General features: G+C 66.0%; 11 protein-coding genes. 4 read left to right on the forward strand and 7 right to left on the reverse strand.

Annotation, left to right across the window (positions count from 1 at the left end):
- Nucleotides 1–8 precede the first annotated feature (8 nt).
- The 4 genes from NP3_RS28915 to NP3_RS28930 all read right to left on the reverse strand — a co-directional run bounded on the left by NP3_RS28915 (nt 9) and on the right by NP3_RS28930 (nt 6,284).
- The gene (locus NP3_RS28915; protein WP_063044757.1) at nt 9–1,601 is read right to left on the reverse strand and encodes a GMC oxidoreductase; all 1,593 of its coding nucleotides are present in this window, start codon (nt 1,599–1,601) and stop codon (nt 9–11) included.
- A 62-nt stretch (nt 1,602–1,663) separates the two neighbouring features.
- Nucleotides 1,664–2,209, reverse strand: a complete 546-nt coding sequence (locus NP3_RS28920; protein ID WP_444980795.1) for a YdcF family protein — start codon at nt 2,207–2,209, stop codon at nt 1,664–1,666.
- A gap of 97 nt (nt 2,210–2,306) precedes the next feature.
- A complete protein-coding gene (locus tag NP3_RS28925; RefSeq protein WP_063044758.1) occupies nt 2,307–3,011 on the reverse strand; it encodes a flavodoxin family protein in 705 nt (234 codons plus the stop codon).
- Nucleotides 3,012–3,398: 387 nt separating this feature from the next.
- Nucleotides 3,399–6,284 (reverse strand): AfsR/SARP family transcriptional regulator, encoded by a 2,886-nt coding sequence (locus NP3_RS28930; RefSeq protein ID WP_084509113.1) that lies wholly within the window; start codon nt 6,282–6,284, stop codon nt 3,399–3,401.
- Between the two features lie 304 nt (nt 6,285–6,588).
- Here NP3_RS28930 and bla point away from each other — a divergent pair, with 304 nt between their 5' ends.
- Entirely contained in the window at nt 6,589–7,488 is a 900-nt protein-coding gene (gene bla, locus NP3_RS28935; protein WP_063044777.1) for a class A beta-lactamase, read from the forward strand.
- Here the strand turns inward: bla and NP3_RS28940 are convergent.
- Nucleotides 7,477–8,499, reverse strand: coding sequence for an AraC family transcriptional regulator (locus NP3_RS28940; protein WP_063044760.1), 1,023 nt, complete (start codon nt 8,497–8,499; stop codon nt 7,477–7,479). The genes bla and NP3_RS28940 overlap by 12 nt on opposite strands.
- A gap of 114 nt (nt 8,500–8,613) precedes the next feature.
- Here NP3_RS28940 and NP3_RS28945 point away from each other — a divergent pair, with 114 nt between their 5' ends.
- Nucleotides 8,614–10,128: a flavin-containing monooxygenase gene (locus tag NP3_RS28945; RefSeq protein ID WP_245721153.1), complete on the forward strand. Its 1,515-nt coding sequence runs from the start codon at nt 8,614–8,616 to the stop codon at nt 10,126–10,128.
- Here NP3_RS28945 and NP3_RS28950 read toward each other — a convergent pair.
- Nucleotides 10,101–11,354, reverse strand: coding sequence for an FAD-dependent oxidoreductase (locus NP3_RS28950; protein WP_307679327.1), 1,254 nt, complete (start codon nt 11,352–11,354; stop codon nt 10,101–10,103). The genes NP3_RS28945 and NP3_RS28950 overlap by 28 nt on opposite strands.
- Between NP3_RS28950 and NP3_RS28955 the strand changes: the two genes are divergently transcribed.
- Nucleotides 11,310–11,762, forward strand: a complete 453-nt coding sequence (locus tag NP3_RS28955; RefSeq protein ID WP_063044763.1) for a MarR family winged helix-turn-helix transcriptional regulator — start codon at nt 11,310–11,312, stop codon at nt 11,760–11,762. The two genes, NP3_RS28950 and NP3_RS28955, sit on opposite strands and share 45 nt — an antisense overlap.
- Nucleotides 11,763–11,812: 50 nt before the next feature.
- Nucleotides 11,813–12,529: a hypothetical protein gene (locus NP3_RS28960; RefSeq protein WP_157124602.1), complete on the forward strand. Its 717-nt coding sequence runs from the start codon at nt 11,813–11,815 to the stop codon at nt 12,527–12,529.
- Between the two features lies 1 nt (nt 12,530).
- On the opposite strand, the gene NP3_RS28965 is transcribed toward NP3_RS28960, so the two are convergent.
- A complete protein-coding gene (locus NP3_RS28965; RefSeq protein WP_063044765.1) occupies nt 12,531–12,944 on the reverse strand; it encodes a VOC family protein in 414 nt (137 codons plus the stop codon).
- Between the last annotated feature and the right edge of the window lie 169 nt (nt 12,945–13,113).

The following is a 13,113-nucleotide window of genomic DNA, read 5'->3' on the forward strand; positions in this document are numbered from 1 at the left end:
GCCGCAGACTATGCGAAAGTCCGCAAAGTATCAGCTAGCCGAACCGCCAGCGCAACGATCGTCAGGGTCGGATTCGCATGGCCGGTGGTCGGGAAAACCGAACTGCCCGCGACATATAGATTGGCCATGCCGTGCACCCGGCAGTCGGTGTCGACCACGCCGTCGCGCGGGTCCGCGGACATCCGGGTGGTCCCGGTCGGATGTGCCCAATCGGTGAGCACCAGCGGCAGCTCGCTGTCCATCCGCGCCCAGTCGTACAGCGTTGGGGCCGGGAATCCCAGTCGCGCGAACTCCTCGACCGCCAAAACCGCCGCGCGGCGCACGGTTGTGTCTTCCTGCGGATTCACCCGCCAATCGATCCGGGACAGCGGTACACCGAGCCGATCGGTGCGGTCGGCCAGCGTGACGCGGCTGTCCGGGTTCGGCAGCTGTTCGACCATGCAGCGCAATTCGATTCGATCGAGTTTGTGCGGCAGTCCGGCGTGTTTGATGAGCCTGGCCCGCGCGCCCGCGAGCAGTAATCCGGCGTGGCTCACCGCGACTCGCGCATCGTGCCGACCGCCGCGTCCGCGCAGCAACTGCTTCACCGACTCCCACGGATCGTCCTCGGCGGGCACCTCCTGTAGCCACAGTGCGCAATTGAGCAGGCCTTCGGCCTCCTGGATCTTCGGCGAGAGCGCGACGCCGTGTAGGAAGGTGTGCTTACCGTGCGGCGTCTTCACCACGTACTTGCCGAAGCGCTCCAGCGCGCTGTCCGCCACGGCTGGATCCAATGCGCCGACCGCACCGCAGCGGTGATCCATCAGATGGCGCCCGACCATGTCGTGCCGGTTGCCGATGCCACCGGGCGCGTTTCGCCGGGATGCCAACAGCAGCCGCGGATTTCCGATGCCGCCGGTGGCCAGGACGAAGACGGGTGCGCGCACTGACCGCGGCTGCGGATCCGCACCGGCGACCTGGACTGAAACCACCTGGGTGCCTTCGGGATCGGTGTCGATATGGGTGACCGTCGCATCGATGAGCACCCGGACATTCGGCGCGACAAGATCTTTCACGTGCGCACCGAAGCGCTTGCAGTCGAATGGATCCACCGGATCCCGGCTGATCTGCCAGAAGTACGGACGCAGGCGCGCCGGATCCAGGGCATCCGCGGGTTGGGGGCGTCCGGCCAGCTGCCAGAACGCGTCATCGGTGAAGCCGCTGCCGTAGCCGATGCCGATATGTTCGGCCGCGCGCGCCAGATACGGCTCGAGGTCGGCCGCGTCGATTGGCCATCCGGAACCGGAAACCCAAGGGCGGCAACTGAAATCGAGATCGTCCAGCAGGCCGCAGCGGCCGCTCCAGGTATGGGATGCACCGCCAAGGATCCGGTCGCCCGCGACCCGATCCGACTGCGCCCGGCGCGCGCCCACATTCTCGATATCGGCCAGGGCATCGACCTCTTCGGTCGCCGTCAGACCGCCGCTTTCCAGCACCAGGACGCGTAGCGGTGTTCCGGCAAGTTCGGTCGCGATGGTCAGTCCGGCGGGCCCGGATCCGATAATGACGATATCGGCGCTCAGCTCGTCGTCACCGACCGTGCGCAGCTCATCGATTCGCAACGGCGGTCCTCTCCCAACAACCGTATCCAGCCTAAGAGACTCGACATCGCTGCGTTCGCGGTTCAACAACCGCGGTTGAAGAATGCCCGCACATAGCCCGCGGACTGCCGGATGTACATCCAGGTCCAGAACTTCAGGCCGCCGTCGCTGGGACTGGCCACCATGGTCACCTCGCCGTGGAAGCATTTGCCGACGATGTACCTTGCCCGCGACACATGCGGGGTATAGGTCACCACGATGATGTGGTGCCAGCCGTAAAGTCTCGCGCGCCGGGCGATCTCGTGCGCCTCACCGTCAGTGGTCCACGGATCGGGTACGAAACAGCTGACGGTGAACTCGAATCGGGGCGCGCAATACCGATCCATCACCGAATCGTTCTCGCCGGTCGATCGGGAGATCAGCAGTTGCGGTGCGTATCCGCGTTCGGCGAGATCGAGGCCGACATCGAAACGCTCATAGGCGGTGCCGCCCAACACCACGATCGCATCGGCGGGGCGCAACGGGTCGGTCTGCGGATGCACATACACCGGCAGACCCGCCACACCGAGGACCGCGACCAAGGCGAGCAGTGCACCGAAAAACAAACCAGCTCGTCGGAGGCCGGACACCGTTCCGACGATACCCGTGTCTGACATCGGCGCAGTTCACACCCGAATCCCGGTGTGGCACAGAATGTCCGGCGACCAGGCCCGAATCTGCTGAGCCCTAACGATAGTCGGGGTTCTCGAAATCGAATCGGCAGCCCGCATCCCATTCGGAGCGCTGATTGCCGTGGGCTGGGATGCCGCTGTTGTCCTTCAGCATCCGGGCCAGGTGGAGCAGATTCCAGGTCATGAAGGTCGTATTGCGGTTGGTGAAATCATTTTCCGGTCCGCCGGAGCCCGGATCCAAATACGACGGTCCGGGGCCTGCCTCGCCGATCCAACCGGCGTCGGCCTGCGGTGGAACCGTGTAGCCGAGGTGCTGGAGGCTGTAGAGGATATTCATCGCGCAGTGTTTGACGCCGTCCTCGTTGCCGGTGATCAGACAGCCGCCGACCCGGCCGTAATAGGCGTACTGGCCGCGCTCGTTGAGGATCGACGAATTGCCGTACAGTCGCTCGATCACCCGTTTGGTGACCGAACTGTTGTCGCCGAGCCAGATCGGCCCGGCCAGCACCAGGATGTCGGCGTCCATCACCTGCCGCTGCAGCGCAGGCCATGCATCCGTGGCCCAGCCGTGTTCGGTCATATCCGGCCAGACGCCGGTCGCGATGTCGTGATCTACGGCTCGGATATGCGAAACCTGGACGCCGTTCTTCGCCATGATGTGGGCACTGACATCGATCAGGCCTTGTGTATTGCTCGGCTCGGGGGAGCGCTTGAGCGTGCAGTTGATGAACAGCGCCCGGAGGTCGTCGTAGGTTGTCATCTCCGAAGTGTGTGCTGGTCCGGGGGTCGCGACAAGGAGTACGCCCGGCATGTCACGGACTCGTCAGACCTCGCGATTGCGACTCGAACTGCTTTCAGATTGCCGATGGACCGGGCGCACCGGCAACCGGTGCTGCCGGGGCGACCACGGCGTGCGCGGACTGCGTGGACCGGACCCGGCGGGCCCGCAGCCGCTGTCGATGCGACGCCCGCGATCGGGTGAACCTGTCGATCGGAAACCGCGGTCGGACATGTCGATACGCCTTGCGTACCCCTCGCACACAAGTCGATATAGCGCGCCCGCACGGTGACATCACGACGGCGATCGCATCGACCCAGAGAATTCCAGGCAACCATCAGCGTCCGATAAACGTTGAATAAACGCCGCCTAATCCGCGACGTCAGCGGTCGGCGCGGCACTGAAGAGCCGGTCGATGGTGGGCGGCGCCAGCCCCGCGCGCCGGAAGATCTCGGCGGCCTCGCCGAACTCCGCCGCGGCCGGACCGGTGCGTCCCTGTGCCGCCAACGCGCTCGCGTGCAGAGCCAGGGCACGCGCCCGATCGATCGGATCGGCGGCCTTGGTGAGCAGCCGAACCGCTTCTGCGGCTTGGTTTTCCGCATCCGCGACATCGTCGGCTCGCAGCTGGATCTGCGCCAATCTGGTGCGCGCCCAACCCTCCCAGAGTCGCACACCATTGCGCTGCGCGATCCGCACGGCATCGCGGCCGAGTTCGAGTGCGCGCTCGTGCTCTTCGCGCATCGACAGTGTGGCGGCCAATTCGTGGGTAGCCCAACCGAGTGCGACCGGATTCGACGACGCCTGCGCCAGCGCGATGGCCCGATCCGCGATGTCGATCGCCTCGTCGTATCGCCCTGCCTCGCAATAGGTTCGGGTGACCAAGGCCAGACACCACGCCTGCATCGACCGGTCACCGAGTTCATGGGCGAAGCGCATCGCATTCTCGAAATGCCGACGCGATGTTTCGACATCGCCGAGTCGCCGATCGGCAATGCCGAGCAGTACCTCCGAAAGCACCGCGATCCGGCGATCGGCGTCGTCGGTGGGTGGGCCGGCCGCCGCGTCGAGATATTTCAGACTCGCCTCGACCTCGCCGAGCCCTACCTGCAGCAGCGCGCCGAGCGCGACCCGGATGCGGCGTTCGCTCGCGTGCGACTCGCGAATCGCGGTGTCCAGCAAGGCTGTCAGCGCTTCGGACAGTTCCCTGGCGCGGGTGCCCGCGTCCATCAGTTCCGCCATCACCCAGGCCAGATCCGCCGCCACCTGCAGTGCGCGGCCACCGACCCTGGCGGCCTGCCGGTGCAGCGCGATCACCACCGGTCGCTCGACGTCGTTCCAGACCTGTCCCTCGGCGCCGCTGGTGAACTGCCGTCCGGGCACCGTGGTCGGGATCAGCAAGCGCGTGATGTTGCTGTAGTCGATGGCGCTCAACAGGTTCTTCGCACCCGCGAGGTAGTAGTCCAGCAGCCGGACCAGCACCGCCGACTCGTCCTCGTCGGCGACGCTCTGGGCGAAAAGGCGCAGCAGATCGTGGAATCGGTAGCGGCCGGGCACCGTTGTCTCGAGCAGGCTCAGGTCGACCAGCGATTCGCATATCCGCTCGGCCTCGGAGTCCGCGATGCCGAGCACCGCGGCCACGCCGTCGACCGGCAGATCCGGGAAGTCGACGAGCGCGAGTGTGCGAAAAGCCTTGGCCTGCTGCTCGTTCAGCTGCCCGTAGCCGAGCCGGAACGCCGCCTCGACGCCGAGTTCTCCGGTCTCGAGCACCGCGAGCCGACCCTTCTCGTCGGCCAGTCGCGCCGCGAACGATCCGATCGTCCATCGCGGCCGGACCGCAAGTCGCGCGCCGACAATGCGCACCGCCAGCGGCAGGCAGCCGCACAGCGCGACGACCTGCCGTGCCGCGTCTTCCTCGGCCGCAACGCGTTCCGGGCCGAGGATGCGGATCAGCAATGCGATGGCTTCGTCGCGCTCCAGTACGTCGAGGCGAGTCCGGTGCACGGCGGGCATCTCGGTGAGCGCCGAACGACTGGTGATCAGCACGGCCGTGCCGGGTGTTCCGGCGAGTAGCGGCGTCAATTGCGCACTGCCACGGGCATTGTCGAGGACGATCAGCATGCGCTTACCGGAGAGGCGGGTGCGCAGTTCGGCCGCGCGATCGTCGACGGCGCCCGGAAGCTCGCTCTCCGCGATGCCGAGCGCACGCAGGAATCCGCCGAGTGCGTCACCGGGTGAGGTCGGCACCGGATCGACGCCGCGCAGGTTCACATACAGCTGTCCGTCCGGGAAGCGATCGCGCACGTGATGGGCCACATGCAGGGCCAAAGTGGTCTTGCCGACACCGCCCATGCCGCCGACCGCGGAGATGGCGACCGCGCTGCTGCCGCCGGTCAACTGCTCGGCAATGTGCTCGACCAGTTGCTCGCGGCCGGTGAAATCGGCGATATCCGGCGGCAGTTGCGCGGGCACGACCGGCTCTGGACCGTAGCCGTTCGATCGCGGTGTCGGCATTTCGGCGCGCAGGATGCGTTCGTGCATCGCGGTCAGTTCCGGACCGGGTTCGACGCCGATCGCGTCCACCAGATCGCGGCGTGCCCGTGCGAACACCTCGAGCGCTTCGGCTTGGCGGCCGCAGTGATACAGCGCGGCCATGAGCAGTGCGCGGAACCGTTCGCGCAGCGGATGCTCATCGATCAGCGGACCCAATTCGGCGACCGCGTCGGCGGCGCGGCCGACCTCGATATCGAGGGCGAGCCGGTCTTCGAGAATCGCCAAGTGCCACTGCTCGAGCCGGGTACGGTGCCGCTCGGCGAAAGGTCCGGCCAATCCGCTCAGCGCGGGACCACGCCAGCGGCCGAGTGCGTCGATCAACGCTTCGCGTGCCGCGTCCGGCGTTTCGCCGCGCACCCGTCCGGCCATGGCCACCAGGGTCTCGACCTCCTCGATATCGGTCGAGCCCGGCGGTATCCGCAATGCGTAACCGTCACCGACCGAGACCAGTACCGTCGAGGGCGCGCGCGAAATCCGCTCCGGCTCCAGCACCCGGCGCAATTGCGCGACATGGGTGCGCAGCGCGGCAATGGCGCGCGGCACCGGATCCTCGCCCCAGATCCCCTCCACCAATTCCGCTGCGGTGACCGACTTTCCGGCACGCAGCAACAGCGCGGCCAGTACCGCGCGACGTTGCGGAGGTCCCAATTCGAGCGGTGTCTCCCCACGCCACCCGCAGACCTCTCCCAATACTGAAAACCGCACTGACCCGACCTCCCGGACCAGGGAGCTTACGCGCGCATCCGGCGAACGGCTCGTTCATTCCTTGACTATCTGGCGTTCATCGATCCCTGTTAGGGCGATTGCGCCTCGGCTGCGGCCGATCAGGTGGCCGAACGTGCGAGGGCTCGCACAGATCCGGCCGGACAATCCTCGGCATGACGCCGTGATCCTCGGTGCATCCGAGCCCGTGTTCGGGGCGCTACTCTGCGACGATATCGATTCCGATATCGGCTTTCGGTCACATCGGTCTTGGACAGGCCGATCGACACTGTGGTGTCGTGTCGCCATGACAAAGATCGGTAGACGTGGGGCTCGCATGGGGCTCGTCCTGGTGACGACGGTGCTGCTCGGTGCGTGCGGGAACGAGTCGAATGATCCGGCCCCGGTGCCGACTTCGGTGGGCCAGTTGGCCGGTATCGAGCAGCAGCATCAGGCAAGGCTCGGGGTCTTCGCCGTCGATACCGGTTCGGGGAGGACCGTCGGTTTCCGCCAGGACGAGCGGTTCGCGATGATGTCGACATTCAAGACGCTCGCATGTGCCGCGCTTTTGCACGAACATCCTCTTGCCACAGGGTATTTCGATCAGATCATCCATTTCACCGAGGCGGATGCGGCGGCCGCGGGCGGTTCGGCGGTGACCGGCACCCGGATCGACAGCGGTATGTCGGTGTCGGAACTGTGCGATGCGGCGATTACCCGCAGCGACAATGCCGCGGGCAATGAACTGCTGAAACTGCTCGGCGGCCCGCAGGCACTGACGCGGTTCCTGCGGTCCATCGGCGATCAGATCTCCCGACTGGACCGCACTGAGCCCACGCTCAATACCGCCATCCCCGGCGACGAGCGCGACACCACCACACCCGCCGCGATCGCGGCCGACTACCGGGCACTGACAGTCGGCGACGCACTCGCCGCACCTGAGCGCGAGCAGTTGACAGCCTGGCTGATCGCCACCACCACCGGCGGCGCTCGCATTCGCGCTGGTCTGCCCAATGATTGGAAGACCGGCGACAAGACCGGAACCGGCGACTACGGTTCGGCCAATGATGTCGCCGTCACCTGGCCCGTCGGAAGCGCCGCACCGATCGTGATCGCGGTGCTGACCACCCATTCCAGCCCAGACGCCCAGGCGGACAATGCATTGGTCGCGGAGGCGACCGAGGAGGCGGTCGGTCTACTGCGGTAGCCGGTGCTGCGCGCCCTCGCGCCGAACCGCGGTAGGCGTTGTGCCCCACCATCTTCGGCAGCATCGGGTGAAGGTGGCCTGTTCGGACAGTCCGATCAGCGATGCCACCTGACTCATCGGCATATCGGTGGTGGTCAGGTAGCGGCGGGTTTCGTCACGGCGGACCGTATCGAGGATGGTGGCGAAGGAGGTGTCCTCGGCTGCCAGGCGACGTTGCAGTGTGCGCGGGTGGATTGTCAAAAGCCTTGCCACGGCGGTTATTTCCGGCGGGGTGGTACCCAGTAGCTGTTGTACGGCGGCGCGGACCTTCGGTGCGATGGCGGCATCGGCGCCGCCGGACTGTTCGGCCAGGAATGCCATGGCCAAGCGGTGCAGATTCTCGTCGCCGCCGCTCAGCGGCCGGGTCGCCAGGCTGATCGGCACTCGCAATGCCGCCGTGGGACACTCGACTCGCACGGGCGCGCCGAAGAACTCCTCATAGATACGGATCGGCGCGGCGGGCCGGTACGGCAGTTCGACCGAGCGCAGCCCGTAGCGCACGTCCACCAGCCGTTGAAATGTGCGGTGCACGAAGGCGAGTCCGAGATCGGTGCCTTGGACCGGTGTCGGCCCGCCGGGCTGGACGCCATAGCGCAAGGCGGTCACGCCACGGTCGCCGTACGGGTCGGGTTCGATCGTCAGGCTGAGCGACCGCGCGTGCAGGAACAGATAGCGCGAACAGCATTCGAGGGCGTCGGCGAGCGTCGGCGAATTGCGGATGGCCAGGGCAAGCGGGCCGAGCATATCCAGATCCTGCCGATGCGAAATGCGCAGTCCGAGGTCGGGGCAGTCGAGCCGCTGCGCGGCCAGCTCCAGCGCCGCGGCGACCGCCTGATCCGGTACCAGCAGATCGTCGGCATCCAGCGCGGCGATCGGCAGTCCGACGGCGCTGGCGAACTCCTCGGCGTTCCCGCCCAGCTCGGCCACCGTCGCGCGAAATCCGCGCAACCCCGCGGACCGAATCACCGACATGTCGCCTAGAATCAAATACTTGTCGCTCAAAGTCAAGAATCTGGTCCGCTTGCCTCGCAGACTGGAGTAATGAGGCCAGCATCGCGCAGCGATTCGACGAGGAGCGGTGGTCGGGTGACGCCCGAGACCGCCGTAGTTCCGGACCACCTCGATGTCGTCATCGTCGGCGCCGGGTTGTCCGGCATCGGCGCGGCGTATCGGCTGCAGACCGAATGCCCGGGCAAAACCTATGCCGTGCTGGAGGCGCGCGAATCGCTGGGTGGGACGTGGGATCTGTTCCGCTATCCCGGAATTCGCTCGGATTCGGATATGTTCACCCTCGGCTATCCGTTCAAGCCGTGGCGGGATGCGAAGTCGATCGCCGACGGTCCGTCCATTCTGCGCTACGTCGAGGAGACGGCCGCGGAATTCGGCATCGACCGGCACATCCGCTACGGCACCAAGGTGGTCGCGGCCGACTGGTCTACCGCATCGGCGCGCTGGACGCTCACCCTCGAGCAGCGCGATGCTGCGGGCGGCTCCACGCAGCGCACACTGACCTGCAATTTCCTCTACGCCTGCGCCGGGTACTACAACTACGACCAGGGCCACTCCCCGGATTTCCCTGGCATCGACTCCTTCGCCGGACAGGTCGTGCATCCGCAGTTCTGGCCGGAGGATCTCGACTACGCGGGCAAGCGTGTCGTGGTCATCGGCAGTGGTGCGACGGCGGTCACGCTGGTGCCCGCGATGGCCGATCAGGCCGAATCGGTGACGATGCTGCAGCGCTCGCCGACCTGGATCAGCGCCGTTCCCGGCCGGGACAAGCAGGCCGACAAGATCCGCGAGCTGCTGCCGCCACAGTTGGCGCACCGCGTGATCCGCACGAAGAACATCCTGTTCAGCATCGGTTTCTATCAGTACTGCCGTCGCCGCCCGGAGGCCGCGCGCAAACTGCTCACCGGTCTGACGGCACGAATACTGAAGGATGAGAAGGCCGTTGCCGAGCACTTCACGCCGAAGTACGACCCGTGGGATCAGCGGCTGTGTGCCGTACCGGATGCCGATTTCTTCAGGGCGATGAAGAAGGGGAAGGCGCAGGTCGTCACCGACCACATCGAATCCTTTGTGCCCGAGGGAATTCGGCTGAAGTCCGGTCGAATCCTAGAGGCGGACATCGTGGTCACCGCGACCGGACTGCAATTGCTGGCCTTCGGCGGCATCGCGCCGCAGGTCGACGGAGCGGCGGTGAACCTGTCGGAACAATTCGTCTGGCAGGGTGCGATGCTGACCGGTGTACCGAATTTCGCGGTTTGCATCGGCTACACGAATGCCTCGTGGACGTTGCGTGCCGACCTGACCTCGCGGTTGGTCTGCAAGGTCATCAACCACCTGGACCGCAATGACTACGCGGCCGTGGTGCCGAAGCCGGAAGGCAAGCTCGACGAGCGCCCGCTGCTCGATCTGGCGTCGGGCTACATTCAGCGTTCGATCGGCGACTTCCCACGTCAGGGTGACCGGCATCCGTGGAAGGTGCGGCAGAACTATCTGCTCGACTCGGCCACGACCATGCGCACCAGTTTGCACAAGACGCTTTCACCCACGCCACGCGCGGCCGTCCGTCACGCCGACCTCTCGGTTACCCGCTGAGCCGGTGGCACCGGCTGGGTCCAGTCGATCCGGTAGTCGAACATCCAGTTCAGCGGAGTGACACCGGCTTTGGCCGCCTTCTTCAGGAAGTAGGGCGTGAGCAGGCGGACCAGTAGGCGGGCGAGTCCGTTCGACGCCTTGTCGCCACTGGTCTCCGCGCCGTAGGCGACCACCTTCTCTACCCGCTCGCGGCGGCGGTCCTCGAAGGCGGCCAGGGCCGCGGCGGTATCCGGGATATCGCGCAGGCAGATCGCCAGTGTCAGGGCATCTTCCACCGCCATGGATACGCCCTGGCCGGAGGAGGATGCCACGGCGTGCGCGGCGTCGCCGACGATGACCATATTGTCGTTGTGCCACTTGGTGACCGTCGGCATGTCGTACTGGTTGAAGGCGGGGACAAAAGAATCATCCGTTGTGGCGGCGACGATCCGGGCGGCCGGGCCGCGATCCGCCGACAGCATTTCGACGAGTCGCGCTCGCCAGTCCACCGATTCGGCCGATGAAAGTTCCTGTGTCCGGGGCATATTGGCGAACCACCAGATCTCGCCGTCGGGTGCGACGAAGTAGCCGAAGAATGCCTGCTTCCCGAAGATCATGCTGTACACACCGGGCCGCAACCCGAGTTCGCGATGCAGCCCCCGATCGGTGACGAATCCGCCGAGCCCGTAGATGCCGAGGAAGTGCGCCGCCGGGGCGGATGGATCGATGATTTCCCTTGTGCGAGACTGTATTCCATCGGCACCGATCAGTACGTCGGCGTCCGTCGTGGTGCCGTCGGCGAAGGTCGCACGCACGCCGTTCTCGGTCGATGTCGCGTCCACCAGCCGCTTGTTGTACTCGAACCGCACACCGCGTCGCACCGCTTCGGCATTCAGCGCTCGATACATATCGCGCCGCTTGATGCTGTGCGTGACGGTGCCGTCGGGCAGTGTGCCGCCGATGGGCATATCGGTGATGTGCTTGCCGCCGCTGGTCGCGAACGACAGTGTGGCGGTCGGGTGCCCGATCTCGGTGACCACCTGATGCGCGTCCAACAGCGCCAGCGCCGACAATCCGTTCACCGCCACCGTCAGATACGCGCCGATCTGCTCGGCCGCCGCCTCCGCGTACGCCTCGCACACAATCGGCTCGAGTCCGGCCCGCCGCAGTGCCATCGCGGTGACCGGCCCGGCGATCCCGAGTTGGAGCTGGCTGAACTGCGCGCCGAGCTCGGCCGCGAGGCGCAGGCGCTACAGGCCGCGGTCGATGCCGTCGACCAGGCGGCCGCGACCAATCTCGGCGTCAACCGCACCGACCTGCGCTGTCTGGAAATCCTGTGGCACGGCGAATCCACCCCCGGCGCTCTCGCCGCCGAACTCGGTCTGACCAGCGGCAGTGTGACCACGATGCTGGACCGTCTCGCCAAACTCGACTACGTCGTCCGCCATCCGGAACCGGGGGACCGCCGCAAGGTCGTCATCCGCATCACCGACGCCGCGATGGCCAAGGTCATGCGGATCTACGGGCCGATCGCCGAGGAGGGTGCGGGCGAGGTCTCGCGCTACAGCGCAGCGGAACTGCGCCTCGTCCTCGACTATCTGCGTCGCTCGCGTGAGCTGCAGGAGCGCCACCGCACCCGGATCACGGAGCTCTGAAATACCTTCCGCAAGTGGGTGCTCATGGCGACAGCTGACATGATCACCCCATGATCGAATTGCGTAATGCACGGTGGGCAGTGGCAATGGCGGCGGCCGCGGTACTCGTCGCGGGCTGCGGCAGCAAGGACGACTCGGCGGATCACTCGAATTCCTCGGCGCCGACCACGCCTCGCGAGCAGTTGGTGCTGACCCCGGAGGAATTCCCCGCGGGTACAAAGAAACTCGATCTGCCGCCGGAGCAGCTGCAGTCGACGGTCGGCGATCTCACCGCAACCCAGCAGAACGCCACCTTCACACCGGCGGAGTGCGGTTCGACGCAGCAGGATCTCGGGGCGGCGACCAAGGAACTGCTCGCGCAGTCATCGATCTCCGCGGCGACCGGTAAGTCGGGCCAGATCTTTGTCGAATTCGTCTCCGGGCGGACCGGAGATCTGCAACGGATCGCCGACGGCAATAAGCGCTGCGGTTCGGTCGAGGTGGTTGCGACCTACGATGGCCATCAGGTCACCGCATCGGAGCGCGTCATGAGTCAGCCTGTGCCTCAGGGACTGAATGGCACGAACGCGATCGCCTATCACGCGACCAGCACCGCGACGACGGATGCCAGCGCCAAACCGCTGACCCAGAACGCGTACCTGGGCTACGCCGAGGTCCGGGGCGTCACGGTCGCGGTTCGCGTTGCCGCGCTGGATGATTCGCTCGACCAGGCGGCCTTCGATCAGTTCTTCGTCGCAGCGGTGCAGAAGGTGGCGAAGGCGGCCTAGCCTACTTGCGGACGATCAGTTCCAACGCGATATTGTCCGGATCCCGGAATTCGAGGATATAGCTGAACCCGATGTCCTTGATGTCTTCGCGCGCGACCCCGCAGTCATCGAGATGCGCTGCGGCAGCCTCCAATTCGGCCAGTGAGTTCAGTGGGAACGCGAGATGATCGAGCCCGACGCGATCTTCGTCGAAGCTGTCGGTGCCGACCGGCCGCAACCCGATCATCCCGTGCTCCATCCGATAGATCACCCCGCCGAACAGGAACCCGAGCCGCTCCCGCGTCGCCTCATCCGCATCGGCGGGCACCTCCAGCGCGACCGGCCATCCGAACACCTTCTCGTAGAACGCCCGCGACCGATCGATATCGCAAACTGTCAGTCGCACATGGGCAATGGCACTAGTGGCAATCGGCATACCCCCATGCTCGCACCCACCGCCGATTACCCGCTGGTTAACCCCTCTCACCTGCCGTTTAGGTAAGCGCCGACCCATGCTGTAGCGTTGTCCCTACCGACGCGGGGTGGAGCAGCTCGGTAGCTCGCTGGGCTCATAACCCAGAGGTCGCAGGTTCAAATCCTGTCCC

Source organism: Nocardia pseudovaccinii NBRC 100343 (assembly GCF_001613225.1).
GTDB classification, from domain to species: domain Bacteria; phylum Actinomycetota; class Actinomycetes; order Mycobacteriales; family Mycobacteriaceae; genus Nocardia; species Nocardia pseudovaccinii.